20 protein-coding genes are annotated in these 19,841 nt (G+C 38.3%); 15 read left to right on the top strand and 5 right to left on the bottom strand.

Annotation, left to right across the window (positions count from 1 at the left end):
• The first annotated feature begins 18 nt into the window (after positions 1 to 18).
• The 5 genes from BLQ13_RS01720 to BLQ13_RS01700 all read left to right on the top strand — a co-directional run bounded on the left by BLQ13_RS01720 (position 19) and on the right by BLQ13_RS01700 (position 3,875).
• Complete coding sequence (locus tag BLQ13_RS01720) at positions 19 to 537, top strand: hypothetical protein (protein ID WP_090915321.1); 519 nt, start codon at positions 19 to 21, stop codon at positions 535 to 537.
• 21 nt (positions 538 to 558) lie between these two features.
• Positions 559 to 1,506, top strand: a complete 948-nt coding sequence (locus tag BLQ13_RS01715; RefSeq protein ID WP_090915319.1) for a helix-turn-helix transcriptional regulator — start codon at positions 559 to 561, stop codon at positions 1,504 to 1,506.
• A gap of 157 nt (positions 1,507 to 1,663) precedes the next feature.
• Positions 1,664 to 2,152, top strand: a complete 489-nt coding sequence (tnpA, locus tag BLQ13_RS01710; protein WP_090915317.1) for an IS200/IS605 family transposase — start codon at positions 1,664 to 1,666, stop codon at positions 2,150 to 2,152.
• A 170-nt stretch (positions 2,153 to 2,322) separates the two neighbouring features.
• Complete coding sequence (locus BLQ13_RS01705) at positions 2,323 to 2,865, top strand: DinB family protein (RefSeq protein WP_090915315.1); 543 nt, start codon at positions 2,323 to 2,325, stop codon at positions 2,863 to 2,865.
• A 416-nt stretch (positions 2,866 to 3,281) separates the two neighbouring features.
• Entirely contained in the window at positions 3,282 to 3,875 is a 594-nt protein-coding gene (locus tag BLQ13_RS01700; RefSeq protein WP_090915313.1) for a YdeI/OmpD-associated family protein, read from the top strand.
• A gap of 266 nt (positions 3,876 to 4,141) precedes the next feature.
• Here the strand turns inward: BLQ13_RS01700 and yidD are convergent, their stop codons facing one another.
• The gene (yidD, locus tag BLQ13_RS01695; protein WP_208606740.1) at positions 4,142 to 4,399 is read right to left on the bottom strand and encodes a membrane protein insertion efficiency factor YidD; all 258 of its coding nucleotides are present in this window, start codon (positions 4,397 to 4,399) and stop codon (positions 4,142 to 4,144) included.
• A 265-nt stretch (positions 4,400 to 4,664) separates the two neighbouring features.
• The gene (locus BLQ13_RS01690; protein WP_090915311.1) at positions 4,665 to 4,886 is read right to left on the bottom strand and encodes a hypothetical protein; all 222 of its coding nucleotides are present in this window, start codon (positions 4,884 to 4,886) and stop codon (positions 4,665 to 4,667) included.
• Between the two features lie 133 nt (positions 4,887 to 5,019).
• Here BLQ13_RS01690 and BLQ13_RS01685 point away from each other — a divergent pair, with 133 nt between their 5' ends.
• Positions 5,020 to 5,271 (top strand): type II toxin-antitoxin system HicB family antitoxin, encoded by a 252-nt coding sequence (locus BLQ13_RS01685; protein ID WP_090915309.1) that lies wholly within the window; start codon positions 5,020 to 5,022, stop codon positions 5,269 to 5,271.
• 595 nt (positions 5,272 to 5,866) lie between these two features.
• Here the strand turns inward: BLQ13_RS01685 and BLQ13_RS01675 are convergent.
• Together BLQ13_RS01675 and BLQ13_RS01670 are read right to left on the bottom strand one after the other, a co-directional pair.
• Positions 5,867 to 7,189 carry an amidohydrolase family protein gene (locus BLQ13_RS01675; RefSeq protein WP_090915305.1) on the bottom strand — a complete coding sequence of 441 codons (1,323 nt, stop codon included), beginning with the start codon at positions 7,187 to 7,189 and terminating at the stop codon, positions 5,867 to 5,869.
• Positions 7,190 to 7,473: 284 nt separating this feature from the next.
• Entirely contained in the window at positions 7,474 to 8,085 is a 612-nt protein-coding gene (locus tag BLQ13_RS01670; RefSeq protein WP_090915303.1) for a TetR/AcrR family transcriptional regulator, read from the bottom strand.
• Positions 8,086 to 8,398: 313 nt separating this feature from the next.
• Between BLQ13_RS01670 and BLQ13_RS01665 the strand changes: the two genes are divergently transcribed.
• From BLQ13_RS01665 to BLQ13_RS01635, 7 genes are all read left to right on the top strand, one after another.
• Complete coding sequence (locus tag BLQ13_RS01665) at positions 8,399 to 9,103, top strand: hypothetical protein (protein ID WP_090915301.1); 705 nt, start codon at positions 8,399 to 8,401, stop codon at positions 9,101 to 9,103.
• Positions 9,104 to 9,118: 15 nt separating this feature from the next.
• Entirely contained in the window at positions 9,119 to 10,234 is a 1,116-nt protein-coding gene (locus BLQ13_RS01660) for a hypothetical protein (RefSeq protein ID WP_090915299.1), read from the top strand.
• Positions 10,235 to 11,845, top strand: coding sequence for an Hsp70 family protein (locus BLQ13_RS01655; protein WP_090915297.1), 1,611 nt, complete (start codon positions 10,235 to 10,237; stop codon positions 11,843 to 11,845).
• Positions 11,846 to 11,855: 10 nt separating this feature from the next.
• Complete coding sequence (locus BLQ13_RS01650) at positions 11,856 to 13,175, top strand: hypothetical protein (protein WP_090915296.1); 1,320 nt, start codon at positions 11,856 to 11,858, stop codon at positions 13,173 to 13,175.
• A 78-nt stretch (positions 13,176 to 13,253) separates the two neighbouring features.
• The gene (locus BLQ13_RS01645) at positions 13,254 to 13,523 is read left to right on the top strand and encodes a hypothetical protein (RefSeq protein ID WP_090915294.1); all 270 of its coding nucleotides are present in this window, start codon (positions 13,254 to 13,256) and stop codon (positions 13,521 to 13,523) included.
• Between the two features lie 556 nt (positions 13,524 to 14,079).
• Entirely contained in the window at positions 14,080 to 15,117 is a 1,038-nt protein-coding gene (locus BLQ13_RS01640; protein WP_090915290.1) for an ROK family protein, read from the top strand.
• Positions 15,118 to 15,453: 336 nt separating this feature from the next.
• Positions 15,454 to 16,653 (top strand): MFS transporter, encoded by a 1,200-nt coding sequence (locus BLQ13_RS01635; RefSeq protein WP_090915686.1) that lies wholly within the window; start codon positions 15,454 to 15,456, stop codon positions 16,651 to 16,653.
• A 231-nt stretch (positions 16,654 to 16,884) separates the two neighbouring features.
• Here BLQ13_RS01635 and BLQ13_RS01630 read toward each other — a convergent pair whose 3' ends face one another.
• The gene (locus BLQ13_RS01630) at positions 16,885 to 17,907 is read right to left on the bottom strand and encodes a hypothetical protein (RefSeq protein WP_090915288.1); all 1,023 of its coding nucleotides are present in this window, start codon (positions 17,905 to 17,907) and stop codon (positions 16,885 to 16,887) included.
• 428 nt (positions 17,908 to 18,335) lie between these two features.
• Between BLQ13_RS01630 and BLQ13_RS01625 the strand changes: the two genes are divergently transcribed.
• Both BLQ13_RS01625 and BLQ13_RS01620 read left to right on the top strand, forming a co-directional pair.
• Positions 18,336 to 18,617 carry an acyl carrier protein gene (locus tag BLQ13_RS01625; RefSeq protein WP_090915286.1) on the top strand — a complete coding sequence of 94 codons (282 nt, stop codon included), beginning with the start codon at positions 18,336 to 18,338 and terminating at the stop codon, positions 18,615 to 18,617.
• Positions 18,614 to 19,819 carry a beta-ketoacyl-[acyl-carrier-protein] synthase family protein gene (locus tag BLQ13_RS01620; protein WP_090915283.1) on the top strand — a complete coding sequence of 402 codons (1,206 nt, stop codon included), beginning with the start codon at positions 18,614 to 18,616 and terminating at the stop codon, positions 19,817 to 19,819. The genes BLQ13_RS01625 and BLQ13_RS01620 overlap by 4 nt, the downstream gene beginning before the upstream one ends.
• The last annotated feature ends 22 nt before the right edge of the window (positions 19,820 to 19,841 follow it).

The following is a 19,841-nucleotide window of genomic DNA, read 5'->3' as shown; positions in this document are numbered from 1 at the left end:
ACATAAGGAGTGTATAAGATGAAGTTTTTATTTGAATTGATGTTATCTATGCTCATGTTAACGAATGGTTCTACTGGTGAGCCGATAACCCGAGAGGATATCCAAGCCTATCTTACATTGCATCATTTGAAATATGCAGATGTTAAAATTGTGAATGATCGTTCAGCACTTTTGGTTAGTGTAAAAGGAGAACATGCCAGGGCTTCTATACTTACTAAATCATCAAAGAATAAATTTGTGATGCAACCTAATGAGTATGTGTGGAAAGAAGATGAGGATGGCATCTCTGTGGAGCAACTGGGAGAATACCTATGCATCGTTATCCATGATAAAGCACTTAGCCACGACATGGATTTTGTTAATATTATCTATACGGACGATAACATGGTTGAGAGGAAAGACCGCTATTATTTTAATGGAAAGCAGGCACTCATTATGCCAATTCCCAAACAAAAGGAACACCTTGTTGTAGCCATTTACGGCAATGATGGTTTCATCCATGATATGATTAAACATGTACCGCAAGCATGGAAGTAAACCGTAGGGGACTGTATAGACATGAATAAAACGGAGCGACAGCTCGCCATTACGCTTGAATTACAACGAACAAAACTGATAAGGGCGGAGGATCTGGCCGCTCAGTTTGAGACCAGTGTTCGTACAATATATCGCGATATCCAAGCTTTAAGCGAGGCTGGCGTGCCCATTGCAGGTGCTCCGGGTCATGGGTATTCTCTGATGGAAGGGTACTTCCTGCCCCCGGTTAGTTTTACTGCGGAGGAAGCCGTGTCGCTACTCATGGGAGCGAAGTTTATCGAACAGAGATGGGATACCGCCTATGGTATTCAAGCAAAATCTGCACAGCGCAAGATTGAAGCCATTTTACCAGAAGCCATTCGTAAACAGTCCTCGCGTGTACAAGAAACGATGCGTGTGCTTCATCCGATGGGACCTGATACAACTGGCATGGTGAGAAGCTATCTTAACGATATACGTAACGCGATTCTGGAGCAACGTAAAATCAGCTTGATGTATCTGAAAAAAATGCCGGGATCGGACGGGGAACGCTCGAATCAGCGTGTCGTGTCACCCTACGGACTTACCCTGGTGAGGGAAAACTGGGTGTTGATCGGTAGGTGTGATCTGCGACAAGATATTCGTCATTTTCGTTTGTCCCGCATGTCGGAGCTTTCTGTTCTGGAAGAGAAATTTGGTCTGCCGCCAGATTTTGATCTGAATCGGTATCAGCCACCTGATGATCGAAGCGAGCATGTGCTTGTCCGAGCAAAATCAGAAGTTGCTGACAAAATGATGGAGACCCTTCATTTTTATATCGATCATGTCGAGGAGCACGAGGACGGCATTCATTTCCACTTTCGTGTCCGCTATCCTGAGGAAATCCTGCCTCATCTACTTGGCCTAGGTGGAGATATCGAAGTGATGGAGCCGGAATCACTGCGTGCTGGTATGCGGGAGATGGCGACAAATATCTTGAAGCACTACTGACATACCCTTGTCAGTAGTGCTTTTTTTGTGAAAAGAAAACCATACGCTATGCGTATGGTTCAGGGGAGCTTTCAGCGATGTATCAAAAAAAATTCCTCCTAATGTTACAATAAATTTGGTTCGCCAACCGAATTTATCGACAATAGGAGGAATACAGATGTCATCTGATGTGAACAGTTTAGCACATACAAAATGGAATTGTAAGTATCATATCGTGTTTGCTCCAAAGTACAGAAGACAAGTGATTTACGGAAAATTGAAACAAGACATCGGAAAGATATTGAGACAATTATGTGAGCGAAAAAATGTAGAGATTATTGAAGCGGAAGCGTGTAAAGACCATATTCACATGTTGGTGAGTATCCCACCAAAACTTAGTGTGTCAGCATTTATAGGATATTTAAAGGGAAAGAGCAGCCTAATGATCTTTGACAGACATGCTAGTCTAAAGTATCGATATGGAAATCGGAAGTTCTGGTGTAAAGGATTTTATGTAGATACGGTCGGAAGGAACAAGAAAGTGATACAGGAATATATCCAAAATCAATTGCAGGAAGACATCGTCGCAGAACAAATAACCATGGCGGAGTACATCGATCCATTTACAGGCGAAGAAACAAAGGAGCAACGAAAGAAGAAGAAATAGAGAGAACCCTTTTAAGGGTGGCCGAAAAAGTAGTGCGGTTGGCGAATCCTTCAATGCCCTTTTAGGGCTGGCCAGTAACAAAGGCTTTCAGCCGCAGAGCAAACCACCCGTTATACGGGTGGTTTTGATTATACTGGAATTATTCAAGATGACGAGGAGTTGTTTGCAGGATGAAAAGCACAAAAGAAATATTAAATTCTCTCGAGACTACAGTAGAGAGGTATGTAGCAGAATTAAATCTTTTGAATATGGATGAGTTACTACAAAAAGAGGATGAAGAAGAATGGTCGATCGGGCAAATGTACATGCATTTGATTCAATCGGCACTGTTTATGCAATTGCGTAATATAGAACATTGTTTAGCCAAAAATGAACACACGGTAGATTTTGATAAGAAAAAAACAGAACTGGGCAGTCAGGTATTTAATGCTGAACAATTCCCTCCTGTTCGGGTTAAAGTACCAGCTTCTCCGCAATATACACCATTGCAACCCGAAAGTAAGGAACGAATTGCCCAGGGACTGCGGCAGGTCGTGGATCGGATGCGAAGTACAGCAACTGTTCTTGCGCTAGAAGAATCGGCCACAGGCTCGAAAGTGCCTCACCCTCGTCTTGGAGCGTTAAACGCACAAGAGTGGTTCCACTTGATCGAAATGCACTACAAACATCATTTTTTACAGCTGGATCGCTTGAAAATGATTCTGGGAAAGTAATTAACGTACCTGACGCTTACACATCTACAAATGAGATATATGCCACACAACACGTAAAAGTCTTCTGAACGAGAAGAAGAGTTAATTAAAAGTTCAATAAACAAACTATCGCATTATAGAATCTATAGACCGTTTATAGGTTCTTCTTTTCGTATGAAACAATAAAAGGTCTCACTAGTTATAACCTATTATTGGGGAGAACCGTCCAGGTTAACCCTCTAGGTTTAAATTGAAGGCGAGAAGCTAATACATGTTGGATAAGTGGCTCTATAGTGGTGCTTTATAAACTCTTGAAAAACCGCACAAACAAACCGATAAATAAAGGTAAAATAAGATAAAAGGTAGTCCGCACAAGATGAGATAAATTAGATTGGGTTGAATAAAACATAACTAAATTGGTTGAGAGGAAGATTCCTATGACTACGCACAATACCAATCCCAAAGTAGATGCATATCTAAGCAAAATCAAAACGTGGAAGGAAGAATCGGTAAAGCTGAGAGAGATCATCCTAGACTGTGATCTGACCGAAGATTACAAATGGATGCATCCGTGCTACACGGTAAACGGGAAAAACGTCGTACTGATTCATGGCTTCAAGGAGTACTGTGCGATCATGTTTCTCAAAGGCTCTCTGCTTAAAGACCCGCATGGTATCCTGATTCAGCAAACGAATAATGTGCAAGGAGGTCGCCAGATTCGTTTCACTAACCTGGAGCAGATTATCGAACAGGAAGAGATTCTAAAAGCTTACATTATTGAGTCGATCGAAGTGGAACAAGCGGGTCTAAAAATAGAAAAAAAGGAAATAGAGCAATTCGCGGTTCCCGAGGAACTGCAACAACAATTCGATGCCGATCCCGCATTCCAGGCAGCATTTGAAGCACTAACTCCTGGCCGCCAGCGGGCGTATCTGTATCACTTTTCACAGCCAAAACAATCCAAGACCAAGACAGCTCGCATTGAAAAATGTATACAGCCTATTATGGAGGGAAAAGGGTTGAATGACTGATGCTCCAAGCGCTAACGATCTCCACGGAAGGTTTCAAATCCTGAAAAAGGCCGAATCTCGTCAAAATAACGTCCGTACGGATCGTTAGATTTTAAAACTGCCCGAAACGGGGCAAATAGGCTCTTCTGTGATCGTTAGAATTTTTGAAACACCAAAAGGCTATCTCCTGTCGTCTGCATGACGTGTAGGAATAGCCTTTTGGTGTTTTGTGGATACTTTTGATAGAAACACATGATTATTTTACAGGTTCTACAAACTACACCTTGTTAAGGATAATCATATCCCCCGCCTGTGATATTACATCTCCGAAGACGCCGAATACCCAGTGAAAGGCCCTTGACCGCTCCATACTTTTCAATGGCTTGAATCATATACATCGAACAGCTGGGTTCATAACGACATTTGTCCCGCAACTCTAAAGGAGCAAATCGTTGATAGATGCGGATAATCCAGACTAGAATGGCTCTAGCTCGAATCAGAACGATGAAGAACATACTTGCTGCGAAAACCAATGGGACACTCATTGAAGCATACGCCGGAATGAACGGTTTGGAGCTATAGAAAAAGATTAACGATACCAGTAAAGAAATACATAATGATAGGATAAACTTGCCAATAACATTTAACCAATTCACTTCCGGGATTACATGAGTTCTAACATAAAAATGGCTTCGAGGATCATCTTTCTCATGATGGGTATGTAAGAGGTTTATTAGTTCTTCTTCGGATGGCATGGTATTGTAAATAGGTTCTTCAGATTCTGGGCTTTTCATGAATCTTGCACGCTTATTATACTTCTCTGTAGAATATTAGCATGTAATGGTGTGTGGTTACGGGCTGCTGGAGACAACCTGGTTTTTCGGTAACCGCAAGGGACTCCATGGATTGATAGATCCATCCTGACTCCGCTTTGTGATTAATGATATCCGCAAATAAATTGACAGCGGCTTGGGTATCCCCTCGATTCACTTGAACATTTTTGGGGCCTGGAACGACAGTGTACTCTCTCATCTGAATTCATCCTTTTCTAATATGAAATGTAACAATGGACATTCCATTATTTTACTATGAACACCGGTGAGCTGTCGATTGGAACTTATTCATCCTGTCATAGTAGTCTGTTGATAAAAGGAGATATTCTCTTATGATTCGAACTTACAATTATTACGCCATTTTTAACTTTGCCGACGACGGAATTAACGTCTCGTTCCCTGATCTGCCAGGTTGCCTTACCTACGGCCATACCCTTGAAGAGGCATTAATTATGGCGAGAGATGCACTAGCATTATATTTGGACGGAGAACCCGTGGAAGAACTCCCGCCTCCTCAGACCATGCCTCAGTTATCAAACCCAAATGATAAAGCATATTTAATTAAAGTAAATATTCATTATTAAGGATGTAGACTTTACAGGACGCAGGGGAATAGCTTGATTTTTACCGATTCTACTCTGATTCTGACTTAATTCTTCTTACTAAGTAACGCTGACCTCACCACACGGTATTTGGCTGATTAAATAATAACTTAGCAACTCTAGTAGTTGTGTTTTAATTAATTTTTGTTAGTATCATCAGAAAGGTTTTTTTTGTTCTCATTTAAAGTTCTTTTTAGATCCAAAACCTCATTTTGTAAATGATCAATTTTTGATTTTAAACCTGAATTATTAAGAACAGAGCTAACAACAAGATAGATGATTAGATAGTTGGCGGCCATTATCATTAGAAAAATAATGAGCTCAGGTACTCCTCGTACAACTAGTGGCATATCATTTTCCTTTCTTCAAAATATTATTTTAAATTCCCTCTTTATATGGATAATTGTAACATAATACAATTTTTTATATATAAGTCTTCGATATCATTGAACCGGTGCAAAACTAAACTTCAGTAATATATTAAGAAGCAATTCATCGTTAGAAGATTTATGTTATTGCTAGTTTAGTGAGAGTATATGTTTTGCAGTTAAAGAAGAAAATCTACTCCATTGTTGGCTCACCACACGGCATTAAGAACATCATCTACCTCTTGGATGCGATTAACGGATGGATTCTGGATCAGATTACCTTTGACCATAACCATCGACATGTTGGATAAGGCTTCGATCTGCTCTAGCGGATTGTGATCCACTACAATCAAGTCGGCCTGTTTGCCGATATCCAGAGTACCCGTCACGTCGTCAATCCCTAGGATTTTAGCATTGTTGCGAGTGACCATGTCGATGACCTCTTTATTGGTCAGTTTGGTCTGTCTCATGTAATGATCTATCTCTCTCCACATATCATAGTGGGTGACGTAGGACATGGCTGCATCGTTTCCTATTCCAATAGTGATGCCGTTGTCGATGGCCTGTTTCACCCCTTTGAGCATGGAGTCGTAGACCAGTCTAGCATTTTCTCTGACCGTCGCACTTAACTTGGTCACACTTGGATCGAGCGAAGCGGATGGATAAGCAGCTTGCAGGGTAGGGATCAATGCGGTGTAACCATGAAGGGCCTTGGGGTTCTTTTTATACAAATGAATAATCTCGTCATCCATCTCGGCCCCATGCTCAATCGTATCCACGCCCCCTTGCAGCGCAACGCGCACACCTTCCGTGCTCTCCACATGAGCGGCAACCTTCAATCCAATCTTATGGGCTTCATCGCAGACCGCCGCGACCTCTTCCACCGTCATTTGCAGACGCCCAGCTTCGCCAACCATTTTGGCATCCGTTACACCGCCTGTCACACAGATTTTGATCCAGTCCACACCGTTCTTCACATTAATCCGTGTATTTTTGCGCATTTCCCAAGGCGAGTCACCCTCCAGTGCCAAGTAGGGAGCCCCGTGTCCACCTGTCACACTCAGGAAGAATCCCGAAACAAGCAGATTCGGACCCACCCATTCTCCCCGGTTAATCTCATCTCGCAGCTGCACATCGGTATAAAAGAATTCGCCCACACTGCGCATGGTTGTCACACCCGAATGGAGTGCGGTAAGTGCGTTACGTTTCATGCGTTTCTTCAAAATATGTCGACCGAATCGGGTATTCAAAATCCGATGATAAGCAAAATCCAGCAATCCTTCACTGACGGAGAGGGTGAGCGGTTTACCATCGGCAAAAAGATGCACATGTGCGTTAATCAGCCCTGGCATCACGTATTTTCCGGTAAGGTCGATTGTTGTGTAGTGACTGGAGATATTTAGCTCCTGATCTGGATCGATGTTTTCAATGCGTCCCTGTTCGTTGACGAGAATCGTCATGTTGGGCTGCAGATGGCGGCTTGCGTCGCCGTGGATCAGGTTGACATTTTTCAAAGCGTAAGCGTTGTTCATGGTGTGTTCCTCCTTGGGTGTGGGTGGTGTTACATGATGTTACATGCTGCATCAGTTGAGTGATATGGTTCTGTGCTATTTAGTTTCTCTGTATAAGCTTGTTCTTTCGATTTAAAAATGAATTTATAATTCATTTTTGGGTTAAAAAAATAGAGCGGCTTGCCTATGCTTATTTTTTGGCGTGCAAATCAGAGGAAAGTACAACTGATCTGCACGCTGTGCGACGCGTAGTGATCTATGATAGAAAGTGGGGTTTGGATTGGCTGGCGACCAAGCACTATTCCTTATTCGTTCAAGCTTTTCATACCGTACAGTCGGTATACATACAATGCTTCAAAGATTTGCTTGCGGCTGTCCTCGCTCATGTCCCGTTTCAATAAGTCCAGATTCATGTCAATGACGTTATGTGCCAGAATGTTCAGCAGAATCAGGTTCTCCTCTGAGCCGATCTCATAGTGTTTGTATTGATTTTTGAGATAGGCCTTCTTCGTTTCGATCATCAGCTCAACCAGCTCGTTCTTGGCGTTGGTGTAGATGGTGCCTTTATTCTTTTCAAAAATAATAACGATCTGATTCCGATACTTCCGCAGCACATCCACCTGCTCCTGCATAAGGACGGAGCGCTGCTCGCTGTTCGTTTCCTCAAACGCGGTCTGGTTATCAAAATGAATCGTCTCCACCAGCACCTTTTTCAGATAATCCACCAAATCCGGCGGCACAACGGCGTAGAAAAGCTCCTTTTTATTCTTGAAATAGGTATAGATATTGCCGACCGATATATTGATCTCGTTCGCAATATCGTTCATCTTGGCATCCGCATAATCCTTCTCAAAAAAAACCTTAAGCGCCGCGTATTCAATCTCTTTCCTGACTTCGTCTTTCTTGGCCTGCACCATTGGGAACGACTCCTTAATAGTGAATGAGTGATTCGTTATTAGGATAGACCTTTTTGGAGGGGGTGTCAAATGTGTATTATTATATTATTTAGTATAAAGAAAAGTACTAGAGGATTTCTTGATATCATATATTAGGCAGTATTGATTTTTTAATTGTATTGAAAATTTTTTGTTGATAATAAAGCAAAGAAGGAAAATTATTCATTGTTGTCGAAAGTAGTAATTTTGAAAATATAGTTCTTTAGTCTTTGTTGAATTTGTAAGTTTTGAGTTCTATGATTATTTATTTGAAAGGTATTTGGAGGAACATAAAATGGCCAGACTGTTAGTACTTTCTTTAGCTGAAACAACCAGTGATCCTACAAAGGGTTATGCTGTAATTGCCAGGAACATAGATAATAATAGCTGGGTTATTATACCTACGTTACCTAAAGAATTACTGAGAATAGAAGAAGAGTATGCTTGGGATATTTTTGCTGTAACTGAGGTTGAAATAAGAAGAGTATTAAATTTAAGAAGTGATATTTATGAAGTGGAAGTAGAAAATTATTTACCTAAGATGATAGCCCCGCCAATTAAATCTGTTTTAGAGAGAATAAAAGTATTAAATGAGTTATCTTCTGATACAATTACTGAGCTTTCAGAAAGTACATCATGGGTGGGTATTCTCAAAAATCCAAGAATATCTAATTTAACTTTCTCTCCTAGAAAAGAAAATGAGTTGGGATATGATCGAGAATTAACTTTCTACTGGGAATGTAGGTTAGATTTCAGTGATATCATAGGAAGTAAATGGAAGTATAAAGTTGCCCCTGGAGTTGCTGTAAAAGATATGAGATTTAAAGCATACTGGAGGGATATATTATTAACAAGACAAGAACAGTTTCGGGAGAGCATTTATAAATGGATAGAATATATGATTCTTAATAATACATATTTATTAATTGAATTCTATCCTAATGATTATTATGGGCAAATTGCAGTGATTTCTGGAGTCTTCTCATTAAAGATTGATTAGAAGGAGTAATTCAACATGCTAAAAACAGTATATATAGACGAAGTTAAAGATAGGTTGTTACTTTTTGATACTAATGAATATAAAATGCTATGGACAACTGAAGAAAGTCACAAAACAGATATTCCATCACTTTTAGAGATCAAACAACTCCAACAATTATACGATCAAAAAGGGACTTCTTTTAAGATAGACGTTCCAAATGATATAAGAATACTCAAGGTTGCTCCTAACGCTAAATTAAGCAAAAAGAATGTTAGCACTAAATTGTCACATATTTATTTGGGAGCAAAACAAATAGGGCGTATTTCCACAGATTTATCTAACAAAGATGTAGATTCATTAAATAAAAATGGCGGTGTCCTTGTAATTTATATGGAAGATGTTGAGAGTATAGTTTTCTTCACTCCGTATTTAAAGACATTTGAGAAGAATAATATGTCGAACTCTATGGGTAAGTCAATTGTCCACGATCAACAAAAAATTATAAATACTCTTATTTCTAAGAGTACTAATTATGAAAAGCAAGATGAATATATTAATGCGATTATTAAGATTCCTAAAGAGATATCCTCTTCTAGTAAAGAGCAGTATCAGAGACTACAGGATAGTGTAGATGTTAATCTAAAAATGGTTCAGAACCTTGATTATGAAATAAAGTACAAAATGAATCATATATCACAGCAATTGCACCAACTGCTATCAGAAAAGAAGAATAATGAAAATATAGAAGAAAAATTGAAAATCCTAGAATTAGAGTTAGATAAAAGCTATAAAACAATAAATAATTTGCACAATGATAAGAATCTTCTCGCTGAAGAGAAGGATCATGCTGAACAAATTGCTTTAAATAAATTAAAGTCAAAACTAAATTTATCTAAAGTTGCTATACAAAGACAAGTTGATTTAAATGATGGTGTAAATGCAAGGTTGCTAATAACTGAACTTGTTACAAAAGTTTTATTAAAGTGCAATAAAGATAATAATGAAATAAATATAATTTTAGACGACAAAGATATTTCTTCAGAGTTAACAGAGTTGAGTGATAATTTCGCAACAAAAATCCAATCTTTACTCGACATTAAATCTAATTTAGAGGAATTAAATATTATCGATAAAAAGGTTGGTGAGTAGATGTACTATGGTATAGATTTAGGAACAACAAATTCTGTTATTTCTTTCGGATATGAAATTCCAACTAAGGGTATTTTTGAAGTAAGACCTATTAATAATCAAGATTCAAAACATACGTCTCCTTCAGTTGTATATTTTGAAAAAAAAGGGGAACCGCCAATCGTAGGTGAGAGTGCTCTTAATGCATTTAATTCAGATCCTAGAAATACTGTACGATGGGTTAAAAGAAAGATGGGATTAAATAAGGAGTATGACGTGTTAGATAAATCTTATACTCCCCAAGAGATATCTGCGTTTATTTTAAAAGAGCTAAAAGAATATGCTTCAAAAACTAATTTGAAGGATGAAATTAATAGTGTAGTAATTACAGTTCCAGCAGATTTTGATACTGCTGCTAAGCAAGCTACTAAAGATGCTGGTAGAATAGCAGGTTTCGAGAATGTACATCTAATACCTGAACCGAATGCTGCAATTCTTAACTATATATATAAAAATTATGAATTAAATAAATTAGATGAGTCTTTTTCAAGTACACCTCAGTATCTTTTAGTTTTTGATTTAGGAGGTGGGACTTTTGACGTCTCCTTATCCTCAATACATTTAGACGCTCAAAACAAACCACAAACAAGTGTTATATCTTCTTCAGGGAACAAATACTTAGGTGGATATAATTTTGATAAGGATTTAATGATCTATAGTCTAAAAAAAGCTATAAAAATATACCCAACTGATGTGGAGGCTTTGGAAGAATTACTGGAGCATGCAAAGAACTATCCTGATCTATCAAATAATGTTGAAATTGAAGTGCAAGACGTTCTAGCAAGAATTATAAGTGAGAGTGAAGTTTGTAAAAAAGATTTAAGTAAAAATAATAGAAGAGTATTTAGTTTTTACTCTCACAAAGGTAAATATCATAGAATTGAGATTGACAAAGAAGAGTTTCAAATGATCTTGGAACCCTATTTCGAAATAATAAAAAGTAACATAGATAATGTTTTGAAAGATGCTAGTGAAAAGACCGACAATCAATTTGATGATTGGAATAAACTGTTTGGTGTATTACTTGTTGGTGGTTCGACAGTGATACCTGCCGTTAGGACACTATGTAAAGATATTTTTGGAATTGACCCAATTGAAGATATCGATACATATACTGCGGTTGCTAATGGAGCAGCTATATATGCTTCAATTATAGATGGTGAATCCACAATATTATCCGATTACAACACGGTAGTTCCTCATAATTATGGAATTAAAAGTAATCAAAATTTTATACCTGTTCTAAACAAAGGAGATAGGGATAAAAATTCTAATTTTGAATATGAAATTCCTTTTGCTTTGGATACAAAAGCACCAATTGAGATTGTACAACAATATTATGATGAAAATGGAAATGAAATTTATATATTATTGGAAACCATTAATTATTCCCATCCTTTTATGTTTACTGGTGATCAAATAGGAGTTTCATTTCAGTTGGATGATGATTTAATTTTGTCAGTTTCATTAACTGAAAAGTGTATAGAAGATAAGGTGGAAGCAACCTATCATAACAAAATAAAAATGAGTGATGAAAATATTGATATTAGTAAACAAAAAATTTTAGCGTGAGGTAGAAATTGTGACTGAAAAAGTGATCGAGATATCAATACAAAACAAAATGTCGGATAGAGAGAAGTGTATAGAAAAATATTTTAAGAATGCTACTGAGAAGAAATTTACTATAACATATTTATTTATTGTAGATGAAGCTACAACCCCTACAATGCTTGATAAAATTTTTACAAGAAGTCAAGAAGCACTCTCTGAAATAAGTGCTATTCATCCTCCCTCTAATGATTCTAAAAATGAGTTTGTTATTAGTAATGAAATGGGGAGTTTATTAATTAAAGTAGGTTCAAAAATAATAAAAAAAGAAAGTGTATGGGAGGTATACGTTGAAGGAGAGTTTGAGTTGTTAGAGATATATAGAACCGAATTTTTACTTAAAATAAAAGATAACTGTTTAAAAAGTTATTTAATTGTAGATGAAATATCAGATGAAATAAGTGTTGCAGCGTATCCAATTATCAGGAATATGGAAAATACAATGAGAGAATATCTTATAAGGTTTTTCTCGAAAAAGTTTGGTTCAAGATGGTGGGAGAATAATACAACTCAAACTTTGAAGTCAAAAGCCGCTGAAAGAAAAAAAGAGGGTTTCTCAAAGCTATTAAATATGGAACTATACAATATTGATTTTGATGATTTAATTATTTTATTAAATGGTCAGTTTGGTCAAAAAGATAGCAAAGCTATTCTAGATGCTCTTGATGTGATAGTTGAACATAGAGAAAAAGATACATTTACCGACAAGATATTACTTCTAAAAGAGAGATTTTTGGGTAATTGGGAAAAATTCTTTGTACAGGAGATAAGGATTGATAATTTTTTGCTTGATTGGAAAGCTGCTTATGATGTTAGATGTGAAGTTGCCCATAATTCTTTGTTATCATTAACAAGATTTATTAAATTAGTAGATCTGCATTCGAAACTAGAAAAAAATATCGAAATATTAATCAATGAACAGCGCATTATAAAAACTTCCGAATATGTCATTTTGGATAAGATTAACAGTTTGGATTTGAAATTAACTAAGTATGATGTAGAGAGTTTGATAAAAGAATCTTTTCTCTTCATTTCGTCTATTAATTTTGGAAAAGAAGTAATGACCTCAGAAGAATTCCAGATACAAATTGATCTATTAAGAGAGAGCATGAAACTGTTTGGAGAGGTGAAAATTTCATCAATTCAAATGTCAGATGTAAATGAAGGCGATTCAAATTCAGTGGGTAGGCCGTCAGTTAATGCAAAGTTCTTAGATATTCCGACTGATGTGTTAGGAGCACTTGAACTTGGGTTGAATAATAACATGTTTAATAATAAATTAATTGCACAATGATTGATCAATAATATTACGCTTATCCGTACCACATTCCATTAACATATATGTTAACCTCTCCTTAAAAGGAGTGGTGACATGACAAGTACCCACGGCGAAGATCTGGCTTCGCAGTACGCACAACTCGTAAAGCAAGAAGACGATTACGTTGATCAACTGGTCACGTGTAACAAACTCATCCTGGATGCCATGGACATTATCGCGAAGCGGGCAGGGGTGTTGCATATGGACACGGTGAAACAGGCGGCGTATCATCTTCACGCGATGGAACAGGATTTGAACCGCAAGTTATTTGAAGTCAGGCTGGAGAAAAGCATCTTGGCCCATCACATGAGCCAGTCTACATAACTGTATGAATGAACGAAAAGGACAGTACAGGATCATTCTAGGAATGATCTTGACTGTCCTTTTAATCTTTATAAGCGATCCAAAATCATTCCCCCATATAAGCATCTCAATGGACGTAGGCATGGAGAATTCTATCGCAAACCTGATTATTAACTAATCATTTTTCTTTATTGTATTCATTTTATTTTCCAAGTTAGAAATTCTTTTTGAGAGCCCCGACACCTTACGAAACACATAGTAGATTCCGAATAAGACTACGATAAGACATATAGTTAAAATGATAAATTCCGGCCAATAGAACCAACTCATATAAATCCACCTTCTTGACACTTATGTTAATATTATCATTTAGTAACAATTATGTGAAATATCATACAACGCACTAGCTAATTCTTCTTTCTTACTAGTTAAATCTTGTTAGTAATAAGCATTGACTTTCCACACCAATCCCCCTAAACTTCAATTATTAAAATACTTTTAAAAACTCTTCTCCAATACTTTCTCGAATACGCGATTACCCTTCAATATACAAACGAAAGGAGGCACACAACAAACGATGTTACCCACATCCCACAACACCCAACAGGTCAAACGCATTAACGTTGAAATAGTAAAAAGTACACTCCGGTCGATGGGTGTAGGCACGAAGGCTTCCATTGCAAATCTGACCAAACTCAGTGTGGCGACTTGCGGAACGATACTAAACGAACTGCTCCAGACAGGGGAGATCATTGATCTGGGCCCGGATGAGTCGAGCGGAGGCAGACCGGCGAGTCGATATCAGTTTAATGCGGACTATGCGAGTGTGCTGTGTCTGATTATTCGTACGGAAGGTGGCATTCATTCGATCACACATACATATGCCAACCTGAACGGAGAGATGGCGGACGAACAGACGCTTATTTTAGAAGAGATTAATGTCACGGTGGTGGAGAAACTCATTGCTGGGCTGATCGAGCAGCATCACAATGTGCAGTCCATCGGAATCGGGATACCAGGGGTGGCGCACAATGGTGTGATCGGTATCTGTGACGTACCAGAGTTGGCTAATCAGCCGCTCGGTTTAAGGCTCAAAGAGCAATACGAAGACATCGAAGTGGTCATTGGCAACGATATGAATCTGACGGTGTACGGACTGTACAATGAACAGCAATTTGAGGAAGAGAAGAACTTTGCGGTGGTGACGTTCCCTGAAAATCATTTTCCGGGAGCAGGTTTTATTATCGATGGTCGGCCACTCACCGGGAATACGCAATTTGGGGGAGAGGTGTCCTTTTTGCCGTTTGGCGTGTCAAGGGAAGAGCAGCTGCGCATGTTGCAAACGGCAGACGGATTGCAGGAGCTTGTTGTACAGACACTCGTCTCCATCATAGCTATTATCAACCCGGCGGTCATTGTGGTGACGGGCGACACGATGGACCCGGCCATGCGGGATGGCCTGATCCAAGGCTGCCGGGATCACCATATTCCACAGGAGCATATGCCTGAACTCACGATTCGCCGCGACACCCGGCGTGAGTATGTTACCGGGCTGGTAGCCGTAACACTCGAGAGCCTAACCTACCGCATTCAGGTAGTTGAGAAGCAGTGGTAAAGGATCGGAACGTTGATCAGAAGGATGATCTTTCTTCAGATCAAAGAATTGTAATAACTCTTTTATATAAAATGAACGATTTCATTAAGCAAGTAACGGAGAGGACAGAAAAAACCTGAAGAAGCGAATGCGGTCGCCTTTATCACCGGATTTTCCCTTTAGAAAAGGGAATTCAAAAAAATCTGGGGATAACAGCGATTGGAAGGTTATTCTGTCATCGGAGTGGTCAGGTTAATGACCCTGGTTTCAACTTATATGGACACAATGGAGGAACTTATTTTGAATCAGCAAGCAAGTACACAAGGCAGCAAACGAAAGTTTAACAAGCTGTACGCCATGCAGCTGGCAACGATCTTTCTTGGATTTATCGTATTTGGCATATCGGAAAATATTAAAGGCCCGGCTATTCCACGTATTCAGTTTGACTTCAATCTGGATGAGAAACAGCTCGGGACGTTGTTGTCCCTGAACGCTCTGGGATATCTGATCGCCTGCTCCTTCACGGCTATACTGGTTCGCAAATGGGGCATCAAGGCGGTCAGCATTATTTCATTTGGCTCGATGATTCTGTCGGGTGTGTTCATCTATGTATCGCATACGTATCCGCTCTTTGCGTCATCGTACTTCTTCATGTACATCGGCAACGGGATGCTGGAGATTGCGCTGGCGATTCTCGGGGCGCGGATTTTCGTGAAAAATACAGGCACGATGATGAACCTGTCCCATTTCTTCTACGGACTCAGTTCAACGGTGGCGCCGTTGCTGGCGACAGGCGTGATGTCGTTGACGGTATTTGGGCACCTGCTGGACTGGCGCGGCATGTATCTGGTGATGTTGTCTCTCTGTCTGTTGCCAATCATTGCGGCACTGCGTAGTAAATTTCCAGGGGATGATCTTGCCCATGAAGATCGCACCTCGCTTAAGACGTTAACACGTGATCCGGCCCTGTGGCTGATGGTGCTTATTCTTTCTTTTGGCGTGGTATCGGAACTGGCGGTTGGGGGTTGGCTTGTTAACTTCCTGGAGAAAGCCTACACATGGGACACGGTCAAAGCCTCCGGTCTATTGTCTGCATTCTTCCTTACGTTTTCGCTTGGACGTTTGCTGCTTGGGCCGTTGACGGATCGCATCGGATTTGTACTCTCGTTGATCTTGTTCTCGGCTTTCTCGGCGGTATGTACGTTTGTCGCGCTTGCAGGGGGAGAGAGTCTGGCGATCTTCTTTGCGATATCGGGCGCAGGCATTGCGATGATCTATCCAACGGTGATGGCCTTTATCGCCCGCAGATATCCGAACGGCAGTGATACGGCGATTACGTTCACGGTTACGCTCATGGGGGTGGGCAGTGTCATCGGGAACTATGTGATTGGCTGGGTGATTGAAGGTGTGAAGAACATGTATGGTGCTACCACGGAGCTCGGTCTGCTGCGCGGACTTCAGGCGGGATATGGATTTATTGGCTTATGTGCGGTTATCTGTGCGGCATCTGGCGTGGTGTTGTATGTGTATTTGAAAAGAAGAAGGGAACTGATTTGAAAAAATCGTTATAATGTGCTAAATAATGCAAAGAAAGCTCATGGTAGATTCTATTGTGTGAATATGATGTAGGAACCTTCATATTACACAAATCAAGCCATGAGCTATTTTTATTTATTTAATGATGTATGTCTACTGTGAGAAACATTAATAAGTAACACGATTTAATAAATTTAGTAGAACAGTTTTCAAGAATTAGAGACTGAATTGGACTTAAAACAGCGAAATACACTATTTTTTTATAAGCATGTCATCATATCTTTCTTGAATATTTAAGCATTTCATTTTCTCTAAAAACCGAGGTATGATCGACATTTCTTTAGTAATGATAGAGTTTAATAAATCAATTAATTTATCATTAATTATTAAACTGTCATTGTAATACTTTTTAATACATAACATTCGAATGAGACTAGAGTATTTTTCCAATTCTTCATATTCTGTTGCAAATTTATGTAACTCTAATTCGGGGAGAAGACTGGAAATATAATTGATCCGATTTACCATTATTTTTTTGTGCTCCCAGAGAATGTGTATAGGTACAAAAGAGAAATCATTTTGAATAATATCTTCCTTCAAAGATTCAATACAATTTATGCCAAAAATAAGGTTTTTATCATTTTCGATCATATTAAACTTCTTAGAAGTATTTTTACTGTGGAGATAATCTTCGAAAAGTTCAAAGATCAACTCAAAATTAAATTGATAGTCAAATTTATTTTCTTTGACGATATATACGTAGCCTTCCCAACCGTCAACAACCTCTGTTTTCATATATGCCTCATAAAGTACATGATATGGGATATCATTTACACCAAATTTCCCATTTTTATCAAAACCAAGAACTTTAAATATATTCTCGTCATCATTAAATCCAAAAATTAATACATCTCTGACAATATGGAATTGTTGATGATGTTGAAGAGGTAAGTAGAATTCATCAATATTCAGATAGAAATATTTCCCATCTTTTAAAGTGTCTTTTATTAAGTTGATAAAATTTATATTTAATAAACTGATCGTATCACGTGTTAGCTGCTCGATATGGAAAAACGGATAACGATGCTCCCACATGAAGTATCTAAAAAAGTTTAATTCGGAACTCCCAGATTTCTCGCGATTGCAAGAAATCTGAATGTAATTGTTATAGAACCAAGCGATGTAGCTGTCATTTTTAGACATAATACTTTGAGGTAAAGAATGATGTAACCTTCCAGTTATGAAGGGTTGATAGATCGGAAGAGAATACTGCATAAAACACCGCCTTTACCATAGTTAATAATAAGTGAGGTAACTAACCCAACTTTCATATATAAAGAATGACGCGAGTTGAATTACAATACAATTGTATATTTGGCCTTTTAAATCTAGGCAATGATTTTCAAAGTCATATAAATAAATATGTGTTCAATCTTTCGGGTTAGATAAAAATGTATCGCGCCTGTTGTTATCGATATTTTATAACATAAGTTTTTTTTAGAATAACACTGAATATTCCATTTTTACAAGGGGATTTATGGGAAATTGTTGTAACCTTTAAATAAAAGTAAAGCGCTTAATTTTTTCAGTAATGTGTATTTACAAATTATTAAAGTTGATATAGAATTCACTTAGTTATTATTTTCCAAGGGTAATTTTGAAATTTATTTACTATATTATCCATTTAGTAGGAGGAGAAAAGAATGAGTGTAGCACATGCTGGATTAGAAGAGAAGATTAAAAAGTTAATTGTTAGTCAGTTAGGACTAGATATTTCACACGATAGTATTGATGAGGAAGCTCCTCTTTTTGATATTGATGATAATGGTTCAGGACTAGATTTAGATTCAGTAGATGCTTTGGAACTGGCTGTAGGTATAAAAAGAGATTTTCAAATCGTAATTCAAAACACGGATCTTGCCTCTTGCTACAATGTCAAATCTATTGCCCAATTAATTCGATCGTATTCTGGTGAAGAAAAATGAGTAATGCTGTTGTAACAGGCATAGGTATAATTGCTTCAAATGGAGCTAATAAGGAACATTTTTTTGAAACAATCATCAACGGTCAAACCGGACTTAAAAAAAGTGGAATATTTGATGAGTTACATATTAAAAGCACTTCTATTGCTGGTGAAGTTGATGAAGCCTATCTTACGTACCAGGATCAAATTGGTATAGAAGAAAAATCAATATTGATGGCCTATCAAGCTATCGATGAAGCACTTCATGACAGTAAGATTAATAAAAGTGAAATAGAAAACTTGGGAATGAAATGTGGGTTATCTGTTTCAACTTCAATTTCCGGAAATCTAAATACAATGAAGCATATAAAGAGTAAGCACAATAATACAAATACAAATCCTGAGTGGCTGGTTAATGTTCCCAACTATACAAGGAAAGTGGCAAGATTTTGTAAAGTCAGTGGGGCTACTTATACGACTGTATCTGCTTGTGCGGCAGGCACAGCAGGAGTTGGTATAGCCATAGACCAGATAAGGAACGGTAATTTGGATGTTGTCCTCGTGGTAGGGATGGATATGTTAGCAGATATTTCTGTTGCCGGTTTCCATAGTTTGGAGTCGATGAGCGTTAATGGATGTAGCCCCTTTGATAAAAATAGAGACGGTACGTCTTTGGGAGAGGGTGCGGCAGCATTCATTGTAGAAAGTAAAGAACATGCAATGATGAGAAATGCACATATATATGGAGAACTATTAGGTTATGGTTTAAGTAATGACGCTTATCACATAACTAGTCCTGATCCAGAAGGATCAGGTGCAATAAGAGCTATGAATATGGCACTTAAAGAAGCACAGTTGACCCCTCAAGATATTGATTACATTAATGTTCACGGAACAGCAACTGAATTAAATGATGTTATGGAGGCCAAGGCCATTACTGATTTAATGGAAGTTGCAAGCCCGGATGTGTTGATTTCTTCTACAAAAGCGGTAACGGGCCATTGTTTAGGTGCAGCTGGTAGCGTTGAGATGGCTGTTATTCTGATGGCATTAGACAGAAATATTGTCCCCTTAACTGCAAAATTAGTAAATGTAGCAAATGAATTTGGAGAATTAAAGTTAGTTCACGGAAAAAGTATTGAAAAGGAAATTAAATATGCAATGTCTAACTCATTTGCATTTTCTGGGAACGCAGCCAGTGTTATCGTGGGGAAATTTAATTGAATAGGCGAGGAGAGTTAGATGT

This window comes from Paenibacillus polysaccharolyticus (genome assembly GCF_900102085.1).
GTDB classification, from domain to species: domain Bacteria; phylum Bacillota; class Bacilli; order Paenibacillales; family Paenibacillaceae; genus Paenibacillus; species Paenibacillus polysaccharolyticus.
This window is presented reverse-complemented; position numbering and strand designations above follow the sequence as displayed.